Raw genomic sequence first — 19772 nt, forward strand, 5'->3', positions numbered from 1 at the left:
GCGATCATATTTTCGCTAATTACCCACTTTTTGGAAGGAAGTGGTTGAGTGGATAAGCTTTTTTTACTCTCAAACTCCAAAAACACCCATTAATTCAACATAATTCCATGATTCAAGCCATTATTAATAATGAACCACTATAAAAACTTAAGAAAACTAGAGAAATCGAAAGATTACCCTTTCTTTAGAGGGAGTTTATTGGAACAAGCTGTGTGTTAAATTTCAATTAAAACTTTAAGGATTGATAATAAAATGGCAAGGTTAAAAATCGGTGATGTATTTGAAATAACAACAACGAAAGGAAAAGGTTATTTTCAATATGTTCATAAAGATGAAATGATGGGACAGTTAATCCGTTTATTACCCAACTTATATGAGGAAAGTCATATTTTCGAAAGTGAATTAGTTAAGGAAAAAGAGATGTATTTAGTTCATTTTCCTTTAGGTTCAGCTTTAGAACAAAAGGTAGTAAGAATAAAGGGGAATTATGAAGTACCTAGAGATTTTGTTTTACCAAAGAAATTTAGAAGTAAGCATACTATAAAAGGTGAATTTGTTGGTTGGCATATTATTGATTATGAGACTTTGGCAAGGGAAAAAGTTCAAGAATTGACTAACGAACAAAAGCAATTATCACCTTGGGGAACTTGGAATGATACATTGCTGAAGGAAAGAATGGAACACGGATGGACATTAAATGATTGGACTTAGTTATTAAGCTAAAGGGGGCGCGCGACAAGTTCTGTAATAAGCGCATTGCTGCGCGAAAATACAGGAAGTTTAATACATTAGACTTCAACTTTACAACGGAGGATGGAAATGATGGAACCATGTTTCCTGAAACCATCCCGTCAATACTCCTGCATGCGTTATAACTGACAGGTTATAGGGTGTGAAGCACAGGTGGATTCGGCAGAACGAAGGCTGAAGCCAGTAAGGTATGCCGACGGATATGCCGCACGGCTGAAAAACTAGATATGGTGAGAATGTTCTTTGAGAAGGGAACTGACGAACTTCCGAATGTACAGGTCTAGATTTTGAACATGGGGAAACTTGTGTGTCATCCAACGATGAAGTGCGTGGCGTGGAGTAATAGTGCCCCCTCTGAAACACGCTATACAGAACAAAGGCGGTATCCAGCTCACAGGCTTATAGGAAGCACCTAATTCTAGAATGGATAGCTACGTTGTAAGGGACTTGGAAAGCAAGGGACGTTGAAATAAGGACTGTCATCCGAAACGGTTGCTATAAAGAATTATTCTGAAAGGCATTTATTCTTGTAAGGGTAGGGGTATGACCTAAGAATCTCTTGTAATGGGAGTGGAGGAACAGCCCCAAGTCTAGCGAAGTGGAATGATTATTTTCCAGGCGTTCATCGCACCGATCGGGTAGGAACGTGGGAACATTGCTCCAGTAGGAGGAATGCCACAGTGCGAGCTTTTAGTAGGAATCATAAGATACTTCCTGTCTAAAGGTAACGAGGGACTTATAGTCTAGTACATATCGATAGATGGAGCGCTGGATGCTGGGAAACTAGCACGTTCGGTGTGGAGCAGGGGAAAAGCTGGAGATAACTTCAAACGCTTACCTATTGCTAACGAAAATGCAACAGGCATTATAATCAGCGATGGCTGATCATTTGTTTTATGTTCATGACTTGGGCAGATTAATGGAAGAAGAAAGGCGTTAGAATTGACCTTAATTCATTTATGCAGAGGTGCTTATTATGGAAGGAAAATTAAATAAACAATTAGAAATTCTAAAAAATTCAGTTATTAAAGAAGACTTTATCGATATTGCTTATGATGTTACGGAAGAAATAGAGAGTTATGAAAATGCTTTTGATGCTATTGAGCCTATTCTTAAGCTGGTAGAACAGAATCCAGAAGTTGATTTTGGTTCACCAGGTCCACTAGTCCACTTTGTTGAACAATTCCACGGAAATTTTTATGAAGAAAAGTTGGTTCAATCAATACAGAGGTATCCAACTTCGCACACTTTGTGGATGCTGAATCGAATAATTAATGGTAGTCAGGGAGAGCAAAAGAAATACTATTTAAATGTATTACAAAATGTTCTTAATTCTCCTAATGTGAGTAATCAGGTGAGTTCTTTAGCCAAAGAATTTTTATCCTTACACAGTTGATTTATTCAACAAAACTAGCTAATAGAAGCTCATTTCTTGTTGTGTTAAACGGGGTGGAATAGCAGAACAGTGCTATCACTAACGGGATGCTATACACTGTGCAGATTGGAAAGGAAAATTTGTTATGAAGAAGCGTTTTGAAAACAAGCACCAAATGTTAGAAAGTTTTGGATATGAGTTCCTTGTTAAATGCCCGAATTGTAGTGGGAAATCAAAAGTTATTTCTCTTGGTGAACACTCGCCTTATATAACTGGAATAACAAAGAGGTTTCTTTGTTTAAACTGTGGGTTGACTAAGGATTATCAGCCTAAGAAGAACTGTTTTAATCAAACTGTGATTTCTTACGGACCAACATGGAATGACGGTTTCATTAACATTGGCGGGGCATTTGATTGGTATTTTGGGTTTCCACTTTACTTACAAATTCCCTGTTGTGGTCATACTTTATGGGCGTATAATCATGAACATCTGCAATACCTTAGGAACTATGTTGAAGCTGAACTTAGAGAAAACGGTGCTTATTATCTTAGTGTAGAAAGTAAACTACCTTTCTGGATGAAGGCTGCAAAAAATAGGGAAACAGTTCTTAAAGCAATCCAGAAATTAGAGTAAATTTTGTAAAAAATCTTGTTGTGCTAACGGGATGCTTAACTTCAATAAGACAAATATAATTTATCTATCCATAATAGGGCGAAAATGTTGAATAAGTAGATGTGAAAACAACAGATTCATTTTCTGCACAGTACAACAATAATGGTTATATATTAATCATCAAGAGACGATCGCTTTTAAAGTGATCGTCTTTTCATATTTGACCGATACCGCGCAACAAGTATCTTCTTTTGAAAGAATGTACTTCAAGTAAAGAATCTTTATATATGTGTTTGATTTTGACGGTCGGGCCAGATTATTAAACAAAGATATTGAATATATAAGGAGTCGTTAGGTAATTATGCCTGGATATATATGTTAAAATAAGGATTATATATATAAAGGAGTATAATATGATAACTAAATTAAGTTTAAAATTTGGTGCTACTTCAGAAAGTGAAAATCTAGAGATTTCTACAACCCCAGTTACAGTTTTTGTAGGTCCAAACAACTCTGGAAAATCTAAGCTTTTAAGAGAAATATTCAATTTTTGTAGAGAAGGGCGCATCAGTACAAATGATGTGATTCTGGAAGATGTAGAATTTACGCAAACAGATGAGGAATTTGGAAAAAAGGCATTGTCTCAATTACTACAAAAACCAACACCACAACAGACAATTCCACCAGGAAATGTGATAATAGGTAACTTTTCAGATAAAGTCCAGGTTAATGAACAAGATTTTTTAAATATATTTAATGATTCAAACAGACGGAAACAAGATTTTTGTAGGACATTCTTACGATTTAACTCGTTATTTTTAGATGGACAGAATAGGATGCAATTAATCAAAGATCAACAAGCTGGCGATTTACAAACTCCCCCTCAAAATAGTTTAAGTTTACTATTTAGGGATGATGAAAGAAGAAAAGAAGTTAGAAGAATATTATACGATGCTTTTAAAAGGTATTTTGTAATTGATCCGACTAATTTAGGTACTTTAAAAATGAAATTTTCTGATATAGAACCAGAGAGTGATATGCTGGAAAGAGGTATACATAAAGAAGCTGTAGAATTCCACTCACGAGGGGATGATATAAAAAATCTTAGTGATGGAGTTAAAGCATTTACTGGAATAATTACCCAAATAGTAGCGGGCGATCCACTAGCCTTGATGATCGATGAACCAGAAGCCTTTTTACATCCTTCATTATCTTTTAAATTAGGCAAAGAAATATCATTATCTGCAGCAAATTCAAATAAAAATATTTTTGTTGCAACTCATAGTGCTAATTTTATTATGGGGTGTATTCAATCTGGGGTCCCAGTAAATATTGTTAGGCTGACATATTTACATGGTGTACCAACCGCTAGACTTCTTCCAAGTGATAGTATTTTGAAATTAATGAGAAATCCATTGTTAAGATCTACTGGTGTAATTGAAGGTATTTTTTATGAATCGCTTATTGTAACAGAATCAGATTCAGATAGGGCTTTTTATCAAGAGATAAATGAAAGATTATTAAAGTATACCGATGGATTGGGTATCCCAAATTGCCTATTTATAAATGCTCAAAATAAACAGACAGTTCATCAAATCATTAAACCACTAAGAGAATTAGGTATACCAGCAGCTACTATAGTTGACATAGATGTGTTGAAAGAGGGTGGTTCTGTTTGGACAAATTTCCTGATAGGGGGATTCGTACCAGACATATCCCATGAATCTTTGGGTAATCTTAGAAATTTAGTAAATAGGAGATTTAATGAATTAAATATAAATATGAAAACCAAAGGTGGTATTTCGGCATTACCAAGAGACGATCGTGAAGGTGCAGATAACCTATTAAATCAACTAAAGGAATATGGCTTGTTTGTAATAAAAAATGGAGAATTGGAAAGTTGGCTAAGTGAATTAGAAGTTACTGGTCATGGTTCAAAATGGTTAATTGAGGTATTTGAAAAAATGGGAGAAAATCCAGATTTAGACGAATATTTAAAACCTACTGAGAGAGATGTATGGAAATTCCTTGAATCCATAGGGGATTGGCTTTTAAATCCCAATAGGAAAGGAATTCCTAGTACATAAGTGTTTGAAGATAGATTACTTCTTCCTCAAACGAGCCCTCATTTTAATAAAGAATAATAAAAAACTAAGCCATGAGCTGCGCAGTACAACGATATTATTCAATAGAAAAAGTATATTTAACAAGCCGGTGCGATTGTGAAAAGAATTCAGCGAAAATACCAAAGGTAAACACCACTACATCAATAAGTCTGCGACACACACTCAAGCCACGTTGAGTGTGTGTCGCAGTTAACCTTGAAATAATGGCGATCACTATTCAAGCCATGTGGAGTGCTGTGCGTTCCTAAAATTAAAATAAAATAGTTGATTTATGCCAACGGATTAAAATAGCATTGGAACAAAACCCAATGCTATTTTTTGCCTCCAAACAATGTTAATTTTATTAGGTTATAATAAGAGTAAGTTTTCTGATTATTCTTCTAATGGGGTGTAATTTTGGACCTGAATTTTGAACGATTAAATCAAATAAATAATATTGTTGATTGGAAAAAAGCATATACTACGGAAATTGAAAAGCTTGATAAGTTATATCAAGAAGAAGAGAAATTGTATTATCTTATGTATGCTCAAGGAAAACAAAATAAAAGACTTGAAGAGATCCTAAATACTAAGCATAAGTTGATGACAAACGAGCAACTAGAAGCAACCCTGATTTCCTGGAAAAAAAAGTTTAATGATGACCCAGTTTGGCATAGAAGGCTGAAAGTGTTCTTATCTAAGATGAAGCAAGAAGCCATTGACAGCCAAATAGAGTTGGTTGAAATTCAACAACAGTTACAAGGCAACCTTTTGGCTAGCATAATTAATGTAAACGGCAAAGAATATAATCTTGGTACGGTTCACTCAAATATCATGGAAAATCCAGATCGTGAACTTCGTAAGCAACTTTTCAAAGAATCTAAAATAATAGGTGAAAAAAATGAGGATTTATTCAGATCATTAATTCAAAAACGTAATAAGCTGGCTAGGGAATTAGGATACATAAACTATTATTATTTTAGATGTAGTTTGAAAGAAATTAATATAGATACCTATTTAAACGAAATGAACACTCTATTAGAAAAAATAGCCGATTCCTCAAGCTATTGGAATAATCGAATTAAGGAAAAGTTCGGTTTGCAAACAATTGATTATTACGACCAATATTTTTCAACCTTTAATTTTCACCAAATGGATAGCAATATATTTAAATCTAGTCGGATGAAAGAAGTATTAGGGGACGTAGTGAATAATCTAGGTATAGATATGAGTCAACTCCCTATAGAAGTTGAGAACCTTGAGATTCCTTATGGCGGTTTTTGCATTAATATAAACCCAAACGATATAAAACTAGTTGTAAATAAAAGAAATTCCTTTTCTGCATTTTTATCAGGGATACATGAGTTGGGTCATGCAATCGACGGTCATTACAGCTCTTACAAATATCCAGAGTTATACCGTTTTCATTCGAGTATAGCTGCTGAGGGAGTAGCTGAGTTATTCCAAACAACCATTACTAATGAAGAGTTCCTTACAAAACATTTCGATTACCAAGGTGATAACTATTCTAAGATTGAAGAATTAAATCATTTGATGAATGTAAATATGGTAAAAATAAATTACTATTATAGCTTAGTAGAATATGAATTATATAGTAAGCCTGAACAAAGTTTTCAGAAAGTAGCAAATGAGTGTTATAAGCATGTTTTTGGTGAATCGGGAGAAACATTCCACCCAGCTAGTGAAATGTTTTATGTTGAAAATCCAGCTTTTTTTCAAGACTATAACTTCGCATTAGCTATTAGAGACATGATTCGAAACAAGTTTATGATCGGGAGTCTATACGGAAATACAGAAGTTTTTCATGAAATTCTTGAAAAATATATAGAACCGAATCAACGTTATTCTTGGCAAGAAAGAGTAGAACGACTTTGTGACGAACCTCATACTTTTGAATACTTAGCAAATACATTAGCTGAAAAACCTCAAGGGTGAATTTAATGGTATTAAGTTTTTAATAACTCTATAAATCCACCATCAGGATACTATGGTATACCATAATAGATGATAGAATCCTCTTGAGAAAAATCTTAATGTAAAACATGATTAAAGGTCCATAATAACCGGATGTTACTATTGTGCGGAGAACCGTATCATAAGTAAATGAGTTATTTGAATTAGATAGCGGTAGAAGAGCGGTACTAAAAAATGTTGGCGCTATTCTTCTATAAATTTCCTTTTTCAAGCTAAAAAGATTCATATTGTGTGATAAAATTGTACTAAGTTTTTTGGGGAGGAGATAATGTGAAAAATCTAGAAGAATAATAAAATTCGGTTAATAAATCCTGACAAGCTACTATAGTAAGTCTAACAGCTTGATTCTTATTAAAATAAGGTCAAGCTTTATTATATTTAGAGGAGGTAGATTTAATATGAGCGGTAAATGGTACCCTAGTATTATTGATATAATTGATGATTCAGTAATTGTGTTTGACAGTAGTGCTTTATTAAATGTTTATAGATACTCATTGGTAAGTAGTAAAAGGATATTAAATTACATAAAAAAATACGAGGATAAAGCATGGCTTCCGGCACAAGTTAAAAAAGAGTTTTATAAAAATAAAGAAAAGGTTAGAAGTCTTAACTTATATAAAAATTTAGATAAAAAATTAATCAGACAAGTGGATATTAAAAGAGACGAACTATTAGTACAGTTCTCTGAATATGAAAAGAAGAGGTTCTCAAAATTCACTGATTTAAAAAGTCAACTTGAAACTAAGTTTGATGAAATGAATACAATTATTAAAGATTATAAAAATAAAATTGCTGAAGAAACTGGAGTCTATAAAGAATTTATTGAGGAAACAGATAGTTATTTAGACATGCTTTTAGAAAGTGAAAAAGTTGGCGATGAATTTAATCTTGTGGAACTACTAGAGGTCCTAAAAGAAGGAGAGACAAGGTATAGATATAGCTTACCCCCAGGGTATGAAGATGCCAAAAATAAAGAGGGGATAGACAAGTTCGGCGATTTAATAGTATGGAAACAAATATTTAAAAAATTACCTGAATTAGTGGATGACAAATACATTGTATTTGTCACGAGTGATACAAAGCCAGATTGGTTTCATAAGAATGATCAAAAAGAAGTTATAAATCCAAGAAATGAATTAATTTCGGAATTTAACCATTTTAATTCAGACAAAGAAATAATAATTATTCCCTTTGAAAACTTTATAGAGGAAATATCTGACTCAACAGACCAATCTGATAGAGATTTCTTATTAGAACTTCGACTGAATAATTTAGTTAAGAGATTACCAACTGATTCTTTTAAAAAGATAATAGAAGAAAAAATAAGGGAGATTGGTGTTAATGATATAGTAAGAAAAGCTCTACAAAGGTCAAACAGTTCAGAACGCCAACATGTTAAATACTTAGGGGATATTTCTCATCCTTATATTGAAAATATTACTATAGAGACAAATGGCATTAAAGTAGAGGATGATGAAGTAATTTATTATCTAAATGTAATTACAGAATGTGATTATCCAACTACATCTTATCATTCCAATATAATATCCTATGGTGATATATATGCAGAGTTAGTATTGAGTATTGAATTAACAAGGAAGCTTGAGGATAATGAGGTAATTTTTATTGATAAATTTAAAAAAAATCCTACTGATGTTACTACAGTAACTCGTTCTTATACTGATAAAGAGAAGTATATTTGGGGAAGTGACGATGACCATTATAATGAGGACGAGGAATATATAGATAAAGATGTTTATACTACTTGTCCAGGATGTGGAGAAGGGATAAGTAATTCAAATGATGCAGGTGATGGTTTCTGTACGGATTGCTCCTCCTAAAAATACAAAGATCTTAGTATTAAGTAAAAACCTCATCTAGATACAGCACGGAGAACCGTATCATAATTAACATGCGGTTTTTCATTACCAGTACTTCTTAAACAACTATTTTTATTCTTAAAGTACGTTACTTCATAATATAGATTGGATGACCCTCTCCTTCTTCAAATCCGAGGCTTTAAGCTAATTTAATGGAAGCTATGTTATCGTAATCACAAGTCCAATCGCGTGTCCAATCCCTCTCTAGTGCATATTCAATTATATGACATGGTTAGCTGACAAAATAATCCTTAGTAGTTATATTAATCTATAAATAATGATACTGGAATATGATATGATTATTATAGAGATAGAAAAGGCGTGTTCCTATATAGCGCCTTGCTTTTTTGCACGTTAGGAAAGTATAACTTTTCAGCAAGAAGAATGACCGACGTTGGAGAAAAGTTTACGTCCCAAGTATAAGTGCAACTAGGGCGATCGCCTACACTAAGGCTTGGCGCTAGCCAAGTTTTCTTTATGACATCTAAGCAAGAGCACATACTCTTTTTTGAAAATATAGAGGTAAGGAAGGATATCATGAGTAACATTCAGAAAAAAACAGACGTTATCTTGATCGGTGCCGGAGCCATGAGCGCGACATTGGGGTCTTTACTGAAAGAGTTAGCTCCTGAATGGGAAATCAAAGTGTTTGAGAAACTCGCAAATGCAGGAGAAGAAAGCTCTAACGAATGGAATAATGCGGGTACGGGCCATTCTGCACTGTGCGAGCTTAACTATACCACCGAAAAATCGGACGGAACGATTGATATAAGCAAAGCGATCAAAATCAATGAGCAGTTTCAGCTTTCAAGACAGTTTTGGTCTTATCTTGTAAACAGAAATCTGATACGTAATCCGCAGGACTTCATCATGCCATTACCTCATATGAGTTTCGTACAAGGGGAAGAAAATGTAGCGTTCTTGAAAAAACGTATGGAAGCACTGTCCAACAACCCCCTATTTAAGGGTATGGAATTTTCAGATGACCATGGAAAACTGATGGAATGGATTCCACTTATCATGGAAGGCCGTACAATAGATGAACCGATAGCGGCAACAAAGATCGACTCTGGAACGGATGTCAACTTTGGTGCATTAACACGCATGTTGTTTGACCACTTAAAGAGTAATAACGTTGAGGTCAACTACAAACATAGTGTCAAGGATATCAAACGAACTAGCGATGGCTCATGGCAAGTGATCGTGCAAGATATCGATAGCGGCAAAATTGAATACCATACGGCAAAATTCGTCTTTATCGGTGGAGGGGGCGGAAGTCTGCCTTTACTACAAAAAACGGGTATCCCTGAATCAAAGCATATCGGTGGATTCCCGGTAAGCGGACAATTCATGGTATGTAACAATCCGGAAGTCGTGGCGCAGCATCAGGCAAAAGTGTACGGTAAAGCAAAGGTTGGTGCGCCTCCAATGTCTGTTCCGCATCTTGATACAAGATATATCGATAACAAAAAATCATTGCTATTTGGACCGTTTGCCGGTTTCTCACCAAAGTTCTTGAAAACGGGTTCAAATTTTGATTTGATAGGCTGCGTAAAACCGGATAATGTCTTCACAATGTTGGCGGCAGGCGCAAAAGAGATGGCATTGACAAAATACCTGATCCAGCAGGTCATGTTATCGAAGGAACAGCGCTTGGAAGAAATACGCGAGTTTATTCCGAACGCCAAAAGCGAGGATTGGGAAATCGTGGTAGCCGGTCAACGTGTGCAAATTATCAAAGATACGGAGGCAGGCGGAAAAGGAACCCTTCAATTTGGAACAGAAGTTGTTAGTTCCGATGATGGCTCGATCGCTGCATTGCTCGGCGCTTCTCCAGGTGCTTCTACTGCCGTGCACGTCATGCTTGAGGTATTAGAAAAGTGCTTCCCGCAACATATGAATGAGTGGGAACCGAAAATAAAGGAAATGATTCCATCTTTTGGCGTGTCACTAGTGGACAACCCAGAGCTATTCCAAGAAATTCATACCTCAACAGCGCAGGTTCTTGGCCTAAGCGAAAAAGAACTGGTCCATAGTTAATTCTTTTGACTTATAGGATTGGGATTAAATCAGGAAAATTAAAGCAACAAAAGATTTAAGTGCGAAAAATAATACAACAATCACAAACTAATAGAATTAACAATGGCTGACTACTTCCTAACCTCCTGTAGTCAGCCATTTCTTAATCCAGCAATAAGTATTTTTAAGATCCGTAACAGATCTGGATTATTATTCAACTCCTTGACATTGATCTTGTTTCAATGAATGATAATGATAATAATTGTGAGGATGAATAAGATGAATGATTCAGTAAATATTTTAATAATTGAAGATGATGAAGATATTAATCGACTGCTTTGCAATATTATCAGCAAAAACGGTTATACGCCTAAGCCCGCTTACTCTGGGACTGAGGCGATCATTTATTTGGAAAATCAAAAATGGGATATGATCCTGCTTGATTTAATGCTTCCTGGTATGTCTGGCGAAGAAATTCTAACGAAAGCGACTGATAAGAGTGATGTTCCTGTCGTTATTATTTCTGCAAAGCTGGAAACCCAAACAAAGATCGATACTTTAAGGGCAGGCGCGGATGACTATATAACAAAGCCTTTTGATATTGAAGAGGTTTCTGCGAGAATCGATTCTTGCTTACGAAGATATCGACGTATGGCGGATGTGCCAATTGCCAATCAGGTTCGCCACAAAGATCTCGTGATGGATACAGATGCAAAAAAAGCGTCTGTGAATGGGAATGAGCTAAAATTAACAGCGCGTGAATATGAGGTATTGTTTCTGCTGATGTCCTCCCCCAAGAAGGTGTTTACAAAAGCCAATTTATTCGAGAGTGTTTGGAATGAGGAATTCTATGGGGATGATAATACGATTAATGTTCATATGAGCAATTTAAGAAGTAAGCTCTCGAAAGCGAATCCGAATGAGGAGTATATCGAAACGATTTGGGGAATGGGGTACCGACTTAAAACTTAAGGTTTTCTTAAGATTTATCTTAAGCCTTTCTTATGGTTTCCTTCTTATAGTAAAAGAGTGTTCAAAATGAAAATAGAAGTTCAAGGATGGATAGTCTTGAACTCTTTAGATTCAAACGGGTTGTTGAAGATATCTATAATCCTTTTGGACATGTTGTAAAAGTATGATTTAGGGAGGAAACACTATATGAATGAATATGTTCTTAAAACCAATCATTTATCTAAGAAATATCAGAACAAAATGGCCCTTGATAAAGTTGATTTATCGATTAAAAAGGGATCCATTTATGGTTTTATTGGGCAAAATGGAGCTGGTAAGTCAACGTTGATACGACTTATATTTGGTCTTGCCTACCCGACAACTGGAACTTTTGAGTTATTTGGAAAGAACAATGAACGAGAGATGATTGAAGCAAGAAAGCGAATTGGGACGATAATTGAAGGTCCTGCCTTATATCCGCATATGACGGCTTTTGAAAATTTAGAAGCACATAGGCTTTTAAAAGGAATACCAGGGAAGGAATGTATTGGAAAAACACTTACTCTGGTAGGTTTAAAGGATACAGGGAAAAAGAAAGCCAAGAATTTTTCTTTAGGGATGAAGCAGCGGCTTGGGCTTGCAATAGCTCTATTGGGAGATCCTGAATTTTTGATTCTTGATGAGCCGATAAATGGACTGGACCCAATGGGCGTAGTCGAAATACGAGAATTATTAAAGAAGCTTAACCAAGAGTATGGAATTACGATCTTAATTTCAAGCCATATTTTAAGCGAACTTCATTTATTAGCAACCCATTATGGAATCATTCATGAAGGGGAATTGTTAGAGCAATTATCGGCAAAAGAACTGAATGAAAAATGTCAGCAATACGTGCATATTAAAGTAGATAATCCAAACAAAGCGGCATCCGTCATAGAAAGGGTATTTGCAACGCAAGATTTTGAAGTAATGCCAGACGGATCGATCAAGTTGTTTGCCTATGTAGATGTACCGGGGCAAGTATCAAAAGCCCTAACAGATGAAGGATTGGTTATCGAGCAATTTATGCCAATGGGAGAAGATTTAGAAACCTACTTCACCAACCGCATCGGGGGTGTACAGCATGGGTAATCTTATGAAAACAGAATGGTATAAATTAAGAAAAGATCGAGCGTTTCGGTTCCTGACATGGATGTTGATTGCTGTCGCTGTTTTGTTTCCACTTTTGGAATTTGAAGGTGTTTCTGGTCTGCCTACTGTAAATGAATATTATCTGAATACTGTCCTTGGTGTCCATACTGATATAGTAAAGCTTATTCCAAGTATTTTAGCGGGTTTCTTTATTACAAGCGAATACTCGATGGGGACGATGAAAAGCATCGCTTCTTCTGGCAATAGTAGAATACGAATTTATTTTGCTAAGCTGACAATGTTTTCGGTTGGAGCCATCGTAATCTCATTAATACTACCGGTTTTTATGACAGGTGCCAGTGCTATTTATTTTGGTTTTAATGACATGCCTGATTGGACGTTCTTTTTCCAAACGATTGGACTGATTATCCTTTATGCAGCGGCATTTGCTTCAATCATGGCGTTCTTTTCGATCATGTTTACCGACAGCGGAAAGACAATCGGATTTCTACTCTTGTTTTTTATGATGATTAATTGGCCCCTGCAACTTTTAGCGGCTAAAGTTCCGTTCTTTGAACCGATTATTAATCATTCTATATTTAAGTTAGTATATGACATTGTTAAGATCGGTCAGTTGGACAGCAGTGAAGTATTCTTCCTTGTGGTTATCCCGATTTTGACATTCCTGGTATCCGGGATTTTAGGCAGTATCATTTTCCGAAAAAAGGAAATCAAATAAGAAAGGAAGCGGGTGAGGTGTATGCTCTATGTAATGATATTAGCCATTATTGTTTTAGTATATGTTCTCACCCGTCTTTATTTTTTAAAAAGGGAAATCAAAAGAACAACCCGACAACTCAATGAACTAAACAAAAATGCAACTGCAAAGAAAATAGATATCAGCTATTTTGATAGAGATTTTGAGAAGCTGGCAAAGGAAATAAATAACCAAATTGATTTAACAAAAAAAGCAAAAGCAGAAAAGCGCTCGACTGAAAATGAGTTAAAACAGGCGATATCATACATATCACATGATATTCGCACCCCTATGACCACGATATTGGGTTATATTCAATTTTTAGAATCAGATGAAATAACGCCAGAGATGAGAAAAGAATATATCAGTATCGTTAAAAATGGTGCAAGGAGATTAAAGATTTTACTTGAGGATTTTTTCGAGCTCTCGATTATCGAACAAGCGGATTATCCGATGAAAATCGAAATGATTAAATTAAATCAGTTGATCTTGGAGGTACTTTTAGGATTTTACGAAGAATTCAATAAAAGAAATTTAGAGCCAACGATTAAAATTCCGGACAATGATATTGTTCTTAGGGCCGATCATTCTGCGGTTAAACGAGTCATTGAAAATTTAGTAGTAAATGCGATTAGATATTCAAGTGGAACTGTCACCATCCAGCTTGAGGAATTCAATACATCCGTTCAACTGACAATTAGTAATTCGGTCGACCAATTAAGTGAACAGGATTTAAATCATATGTTTGACCGTTTTTATAAAGCAGACCAAACAAGGACTGGAAAAGGTACAGGTCTTGGGTTGCCGATTGCGAAAAGCTTAATGGGAAAAATGAATGGGCGCCTTACTGCTGAGCAAATGGAAAACCAATTATTCATGAAGTGTGAATGGGGAAATTAAATACTTTCTAACTGGTTGAAAAAGGAATAAGACTAATTGAAAAGAATACTAACATTATTGCCGCTGAGATCTTGAAGCATAATCAATAAGATTTTAAAAACATTGGAGGTAATGATGGGAAGATTAGTTCATTTCGAAGTTCATGTAAGTGACATGGAACAAGCCAAAACGTTTTATGGGGAAGTATTCGGATGGAAATTCGAAGATTGGAGCGAATTTGCAGGCATGCCTTATTTCGGGGCAGTGACCGGCGGTGAAGACCAGCCTGGAATCAATGGTGCATTAATGCAGCGTCAAGGTCCTCCGCCTGAAGCCAATCAAAGTGTAAGTGGTTATGTTTGTACGATGGGAGTAGAAGATTACGATTCGACCGAAACGAAAATCCTTAACAATGGAGGCAAGGTTGCAATGCCGAAATACGCCTTGCCAGGAATGGCGTGGCAAGGATACTATACTGATCAAGAAGGAAATATCTTTGGAATCCATCAACCAGATGAGAACGCGAAATAGGAATTTGATTACCTAAATTGAATAGATAATCAAAATCATGGCTCAACCTGTCATTTTAAAATAAGATGACAGGTTGAACTTTTACCTGACATGATAAAAGACTAATTTGAAATAAGTGGTCTGCTTCGGCGGCCGCTTTTTATTTTTTGGAGATATTCTCGGAATCAATGGAGCTTTCTAATTTTATAGGTATATAGATAATGTGATAATAGTCAATTACACTTTACACCTGTTCTGCACTGTACGTTGCTGTCGATGTCCTACTCGATAACTTATAAAGGATAGAAGGATAGAAAAGGAATTTGTCGAAATATTAATTAACAATATTTTATCCTCAGAAAGAAAATACGAATCGGGGGCACTTAATGGTAGAGTATCTCAAAGATTTCATTTTAAATATTTTCTTTATCTTCTCTCCGTTAGTTTTTTATCCATATATACATAAATTTAAAAACAACATTTTATTATACCGAATCTTGCTGAGTTTCCTCTTTTCACTAATATTAATCCTAGTTATGTCTCTGCCTATAGATGTAAACGGAATAACCTATGATTTTCGGTCTATTCCAGTAATAATCGGGTCTTTATATGGCGGGGTACCAGTTGCGGTTACATTGTATTGTGTTCTTGTTTCATATCGATTTATTTTGGGGAATCCAGACAATTTGCTTTACATCATGACCGTGTTGCCTAGTTTATTTATCGTTCTTTACGCTCTTAGAAGTTATGGGAACTTAAGAACTTATCAAAAAATGATCGTAGCAGTCATTTTATGTTCACTTATGAAACTGATCACAATTTCACTATATCTTGCATATATTCAGCGGGTTGACCTGATGTTTAATAGTTTTATAGATACAATACAAACCTATCTAGTACAAGGGGTAATTATTGGTGCTTGTGTTTACTTAATTGAATTTCTTAATAGATATTTCCATATGCAAGATGAAGTTTATAAAAGCGAGAAAATTAGAATGGTTAGTGAAATGGCCGCTTCTGTAGCCCATGAAGTACGGAACCCGCTGACATCTGTAAGAGGCTTTATACAATTATTGGGGGATACAGATCAAGATAAGGAAAAGAGGGAGTATTTTCAAAAGATATGTCTTGATGAATTGGACCGTGCAGATCTAATTATTTCAGATTATCTCTCACTTGCAAAACCAGATAACGAAATCATTGAAACAATCAACGTCAATGATGAAGTCAGCCATATATCGAATGTTCTTCTAACCTATGCCAACTATAATAATATACAAATAAATACCAAAAGCTCTGAAGATGATGAATTATGCATCGTTGGAGATAAACAAAAATTTCGTCAGGCTTTAATCAATATCGGCAAGAATGCGATCGAGTCAATGCAAAGCGGGGGCATTCTAAAAATAAAGGCAAAACAACTGAATGATAATGTTGTTGTGTATATATGTGATACTGGTGTTGGAATGACACCGCAGCAAATCCAGAGACTTGGGACACCGTACTATTCAACAAAAGAAAAAGGTACAGGTCTCGGGACCATGGTTTCATTTGCTATTATTAAAAAAATGAATGGCAAAGTGGAAATTAAGAGTGAAGTAGACGAAGGAACAGATGTGATTATTTATTTTCCTGAAATGAAACTAGAAGAGTAACACAATAGGCATCCGTAGAAAGCTACCTAATAACCAAAACAGCTATTATGATCGTTGGGAGAAAGGCGAGGTAGGAATAAGACAGAAGTATCAAGGAAGTCACGAAATACAGCATATATTTTTGCATTGATCTCTAAGGCAACAAAAGAGACTTAGTGGGGGAGTTCTTGAGTTGATAACAATCGAAATTAGTCGACCTGCTTTTGAAGATGTGGAAGAACTGAACCGATTTTTCCGGTTGGTTGTAGTCGATACGTTTGCACAGGAAGGGCTATCCAACTTGGTAGAGGATATCGAGGATGAAATTGAAACGAAGAAAAAGTACTTGAAAATGGACCTGAACAGCAACGGTGATGAACGGTATTTTCTCATTGCTAAAGAGGCTGGGGGAATAGTCGGTTGCATCGAATATGGTACTGCCAATGAACTGATACTCAGCAATACCAACGGGAAATTCGAGGATATCCCAGAAGTGGGAACCGTCTTTGTCCATCCGGAATATCGCAGGCAAGGTATTGCAAACAAGATTCTCCACGCAATGTACAACATGCTACATGAAAAAGGAATAGAAGAGTTTTGTCTCGACAGTGGGTATACGATTGCGCAACAGGTATGGAAAAAGAAATTTGACGAACCCGATTACCTCCTAAAAGACTATTGGGGTGAAGGGCTCGACCATATGATTTGGAAAATACCGATCAGACCAGACCTATAAATACCCAAAACGGGTCAAATCATCCCTTTATCAACTAATTTCTGATCATTATTGAGTTCGAGAAAGGACATACTGACAGCCTATATTCGTAATAAAACACTAAAAAAGGAGACGGTTCTTGTGCTTTATAAGCATGAGAACCGTCTTTTTATGTTATTCGCCAAACGCTTCTGGAAGCAACTTGAAACCGTCAATCTCAGCATCCTCTTCCACTTCAATCATAATGCAGCGTTTCCCCTTATAATTGACTTGCCTGACGTATTCCAGGTCCTGTGGGCTGATGGAGACGTTCGCGATCTTCGTATTGATTTTGATTGATTTTGATTTGTATTTGGGCACAATACTGCTTGCTTTCAATTCATAGGATTCGTCATCGGTAATTCTTTGGAAAGCGGCTTTTACTTTTTCGGAATCGACTTTTTCACCGCTTTGATTCAAAACACGCTCTACGTTTTTGTAATCGAGCTTCGGTTCTTCTTCCTCTTCGTTTTCTTCGACGACATGATTGATTTCTCTATAAACGTTAGCGAGAGTGGAGGGGGTGAGCTGGTCTCCTATGACATCCTTGATCACTTCCTCAAACACCGCTTTATCCTCTTTTGCGGTGATCGTATGTTCACCATTTAATACTTCTTCTATAAATCTGGGATCAGGTTCATTCGCTTTGCCTGCAGCGTATAAAACATGGTTCACATCCGATGCCTGATTGGTGAAACACGGGAAAAGAAATCCTGTCATCGGGGCGTCGAGGTCAATGACCGAATCTACATCGATATTGTATTTGAACTCCTTCTCAATATAGTCAAACACCAACTCTTTTTTCGACTCCTGCGTTTTGTTGATACTGCATAGAATGAAGGGATGAGAATAAACGGCGTCCCGTTCACTTTCCTCCGCTTCCTCATTACGCCGTTTCATCGGCTTCAAATACTCGGCTCGAATGAAGGTGATGACCACATCCTTTTCATATGGATGGTCTTTGATCATTTTTTCAGTCATGCGCAGCATTTCTTCCTTCCAGTCCTCGACTTGGCTGCTTAGTAATCCTTTATGTAGAATGAGCTGACTTTGATTGTCGGCCTCACGCTTGAATTTCAGTTCAAATAACTTTTCATTTAGCTGTCCTGTCAGCAGCTTCTTGAAATTATTGATAAAAAGCTCCTGCTGATCCTTGTCAAGCATTTCGAACGGCTGGCTTTGATGATGATAAATGTCTGTCGTTTCTTTCATGATATATACGTTAAAAATATCAGAGATCTTCAATAAATCATTATCCACTTTCAATTGTCTGCGGATACCCGCTATGTCCTTTTTGTTCATCGATCGTACACTCCTATGCTGCATAAATTGTGGGTTTCATAAAAAACGATTCTTCTATTCTAACATAGGAAATATGGAGATATGCAGTTGTCAAAATCTATGTGATCCACTTAACCAATTTATCTAATAATTACATCTGATCCAGTGAATAAAGTCCTGGAAGACCTTATCATCCTTCTTGTAATGTGGATAGACGACTACAGTGGGACGTAGTAAACGCCCTTCTGCAACATCTAATACTGCAAGGCTGCCGCATAATTTCTCATGTAAAATCGTACGTTCCGGCAGCATTGAAATCCCAAGGTTCTCTTTTACCATTTCTTTAACGGCACTAAGGCTATCCAATTCCATGATTACATTTGGAAAAACACCTTGCTTGGCTAAATAAAGGTCAATTTGTTTTCTGAAAGGGGCTGAATCATTTCCGAAAGTAATGACCTCTTGGGAACCCCAATGTTTAAATCCGGGAAACCCATTTGTCCACTCGTGGTCACGTGAAGTCACCAAAACAATGCGGTCTTCCGGCAAAAACTCTTGATGTAAATCCGGGTGATACACCTCTCCACCCAAAAAAGCAATATCGGCGGATCCAGATAAAATGGCTGTCACACATTCGTTGAACGATGTAGAACGGGCATAGCATTTAAAATGCGGATTGAATTTTCGATATTGGCTGATCAACCGTGGTAATTCATAGGCGGCAAGGGCCTTTCCGGCTACCATCGTCAGCGTTTGTTCTTTTTCTTTTAAATTCTTGTAAGCTTTTATTTTCTCAACAACGTCTATAGCGATCGGTAATAGGCGTTTACCTTCAGCGGTCAAAGTTACTCCCACTGATGCTCTAGTAAATAGAGGACTGCCAACGGATTTTTCTAGTTGTTTCAAACGGTTGGTTGCTGTGGACTGAGCTAAAAACATAGCGTTTGCAGCTTTATTAATCGACCCATGGCGGGCAATTTGTAAAAATAATTTCAAGCTTTCAATATCCATCGAACGACCTCCTCTTCGTTATCCATAAACCTGATAACAAGTTATCTATATTCTATAACAAGATCTTTCCGATTTGAAATAAACTTGAGTGGATGTATGAACGATTCATGGTGCAAGGATTACAATT

General features: G+C 36.1%; 16 protein-coding genes. 14 read left to right on the forward strand and 2 right to left on the reverse strand.

The window, feature by feature from the left end; all coding sequences use genetic code 11:
* Positions 1-252 precede the first annotated feature (252 nt).
* The 14 genes from MOJ78_RS02380 to MOJ78_RS02445 all read left to right on the forward strand — a co-directional run bounded on the left by MOJ78_RS02380 (position 253) and on the right by MOJ78_RS02445 (position 17335).
* Positions 253-711 (forward strand): hypothetical protein, encoded by a 459-nt coding sequence (locus MOJ78_RS02380; RefSeq protein WP_304979627.1) that lies wholly within the window; start codon positions 253-255, stop codon positions 709-711.
* Between the two features lie 1015 nt (positions 712-1726).
* Complete coding sequence (locus MOJ78_RS02385; protein ID WP_304979628.1) at positions 1727-2146, forward strand: hypothetical protein; 420 nt, start codon at positions 1727-1729, stop codon at positions 2144-2146.
* A 124-nt stretch (positions 2147-2270) separates the two neighbouring features.
* On the forward strand, positions 2271-2759 hold the full coding sequence (locus MOJ78_RS02390; protein WP_304979629.1) for a hypothetical protein: 489 nt from the start codon (positions 2271-2273) through the stop codon (positions 2757-2759).
* A gap of 392 nt (positions 2760-3151) precedes the next feature.
* Positions 3152-4825 (forward strand): ATP-dependent nuclease, encoded by a 1674-nt coding sequence (locus MOJ78_RS02395; RefSeq protein WP_304979630.1) that lies wholly within the window; start codon positions 3152-3154, stop codon positions 4823-4825.
* Between the two features lie 435 nt (positions 4826-5260).
* Complete coding sequence (locus tag MOJ78_RS02400; RefSeq protein WP_304979631.1) at positions 5261-6799, forward strand: gluzincin family metallopeptidase; 1539 nt, start codon at positions 5261-5263, stop codon at positions 6797-6799.
* A gap of 437 nt (positions 6800-7236) precedes the next feature.
* Positions 7237-8679, forward strand: a complete 1443-nt coding sequence (locus MOJ78_RS02405) for a PIN-like domain-containing protein (RefSeq protein WP_304979632.1) — start codon at positions 7237-7239, stop codon at positions 8677-8679.
* 516 nt (positions 8680-9195) lie between these two features.
* Positions 9196-10758, forward strand: coding sequence for a malate:quinone oxidoreductase (locus tag MOJ78_RS02410; protein WP_304979633.1), 1563 nt, complete (start codon positions 9196-9198; stop codon positions 10756-10758).
* A 258-nt stretch (positions 10759-11016) separates the two neighbouring features.
* On the forward strand, positions 11017-11709 hold the full coding sequence (locus MOJ78_RS02415; protein WP_304979634.1) for a response regulator transcription factor: 693 nt from the start codon (positions 11017-11019) through the stop codon (positions 11707-11709).
* A 186-nt stretch (positions 11710-11895) separates the two neighbouring features.
* Positions 11896-12819, forward strand: a complete 924-nt coding sequence (locus tag MOJ78_RS02420) for an ABC transporter ATP-binding protein (RefSeq protein WP_304979635.1) — start codon at positions 11896-11898, stop codon at positions 12817-12819.
* Entirely contained in the window at positions 12812-13558 is a 747-nt protein-coding gene (locus MOJ78_RS02425; RefSeq protein WP_304979636.1) for an ABC transporter permease, read from the forward strand. The genes MOJ78_RS02420 and MOJ78_RS02425 overlap by 8 nt, the downstream gene beginning before the upstream one ends.
* A gap of 21 nt (positions 13559-13579) precedes the next feature.
* Positions 13580-14476, forward strand: coding sequence for a sensor histidine kinase (locus tag MOJ78_RS02430; RefSeq protein WP_304979637.1), 897 nt, complete (start codon positions 13580-13582; stop codon positions 14474-14476).
* Between the two features lie 114 nt (positions 14477-14590).
* The gene (locus MOJ78_RS02435; protein ID WP_304979638.1) at positions 14591-14986 is read left to right on the forward strand and encodes a VOC family protein; all 396 of its coding nucleotides are present in this window, start codon (positions 14591-14593) and stop codon (positions 14984-14986) included.
* A gap of 365 nt (positions 14987-15351) precedes the next feature.
* A complete protein-coding gene (locus MOJ78_RS02440) occupies positions 15352-16620 on the forward strand; it encodes an ATP-binding protein (RefSeq protein WP_304979639.1) in 1269 nt (422 codons plus the stop codon).
* 172 nt (positions 16621-16792) lie between these two features.
* Complete coding sequence (locus tag MOJ78_RS02445; RefSeq protein WP_304979640.1) at positions 16793-17335, forward strand: GNAT family N-acetyltransferase; 543 nt, start codon at positions 16793-16795, stop codon at positions 17333-17335.
* Between the two features lie 153 nt (positions 17336-17488).
* On the opposite strand, the gene MOJ78_RS02450 is transcribed toward MOJ78_RS02445, so the two are convergent.
* Both MOJ78_RS02450 and MOJ78_RS02455 read right to left on the reverse strand, forming a co-directional pair.
* Positions 17489-18655 carry a DUF4317 domain-containing protein gene (locus tag MOJ78_RS02450; RefSeq protein WP_304979641.1) on the reverse strand — a complete coding sequence of 389 codons (1167 nt, stop codon included), beginning with the start codon at positions 18653-18655 and terminating at the stop codon, positions 17489-17491.
* A 123-nt stretch (positions 18656-18778) separates the two neighbouring features.
* The gene (locus tag MOJ78_RS02455; protein ID WP_304979642.1) at positions 18779-19645 is read right to left on the reverse strand and encodes a LysR family transcriptional regulator; all 867 of its coding nucleotides are present in this window, start codon (positions 19643-19645) and stop codon (positions 18779-18781) included.
* Between the last annotated feature and the right edge of the window lie 127 nt (positions 19646-19772).

Source organism: Alkalihalobacillus sp. AL-G (assembly GCF_030643805.1).
Lineage (GTDB): Bacteria > Bacillota > Bacilli > Bacillales > Fictibacillaceae > Pseudalkalibacillus.

Excerpts from the sequence above, each read along its gene's own strand:
- MOJ78_RS02380 (WP_304979627.1), top strand. The coding sequence starts at position 253 with ATGGCAAGGTTAAAAATCGGTGATGTATTTGAAATAACAACAACGAAA.
- MOJ78_RS02385 (WP_304979628.1), top strand. The coding sequence starts at position 1,727 with ATGGAAGGAAAATTAAATAAACAATTAGAAATTCTAAAAAATTCAGTT.
- MOJ78_RS02390 (WP_304979629.1), top strand. The coding sequence starts at position 2,271 with ATGAAGAAGCGTTTTGAAAACAAGCACCAAATGTTAGAAAGTTTTGGA.
- MOJ78_RS02395 (WP_304979630.1), top strand. The coding sequence starts at position 3,152 with ATGATAACTAAATTAAGTTTAAAATTTGGTGCTACTTCAGAAAGTGAA.
- MOJ78_RS02405 (WP_304979632.1), top strand. The coding sequence starts at position 7,237 with ATGAGCGGTAAATGGTACCCTAGTATTATTGATATAATTGATGATTCA.
- MOJ78_RS02410 (WP_304979633.1), top strand. The coding sequence starts at position 9,196 with ATGACATCTAAGCAAGAGCACATACTCTTTTTTGAAAATATAGAGGTA.
- MOJ78_RS02415 (WP_304979634.1), top strand. The coding sequence starts at position 11,017 with ATGAATGATTCAGTAAATATTTTAATAATTGAAGATGATGAAGATATT.
- MOJ78_RS02420 (WP_304979635.1), top strand. The coding sequence starts at position 11,896 with ATGAATGAATATGTTCTTAAAACCAATCATTTATCTAAGAAATATCAG.
- MOJ78_RS02425 (WP_304979636.1), top strand. The coding sequence starts at position 12,812 with ATGGGTAATCTTATGAAAACAGAATGGTATAAATTAAGAAAAGATCGA.
- MOJ78_RS02430 (WP_304979637.1), top strand. The coding sequence starts at position 13,580 with ATGCTCTATGTAATGATATTAGCCATTATTGTTTTAGTATATGTTCTC.
- MOJ78_RS02435 (WP_304979638.1), top strand. The coding sequence starts at position 14,591 with ATGGGAAGATTAGTTCATTTCGAAGTTCATGTAAGTGACATGGAACAA.
- MOJ78_RS02440 (WP_304979639.1), top strand. The coding sequence starts at position 15,352 with ATGGTAGAGTATCTCAAAGATTTCATTTTAAATATTTTCTTTATCTTC.
- MOJ78_RS02450 (WP_304979641.1), bottom strand. The coding sequence starts at position 18,655 with ATGAACAAAAAGGACATAGCGGGTATCCGCAGACAATTGAAAGTGGAT.
- MOJ78_RS02455 (WP_304979642.1), bottom strand. The coding sequence starts at position 19,645 with ATGGATATTGAAAGCTTGAAATTATTTTTACAAATTGCCCGCCATGGG.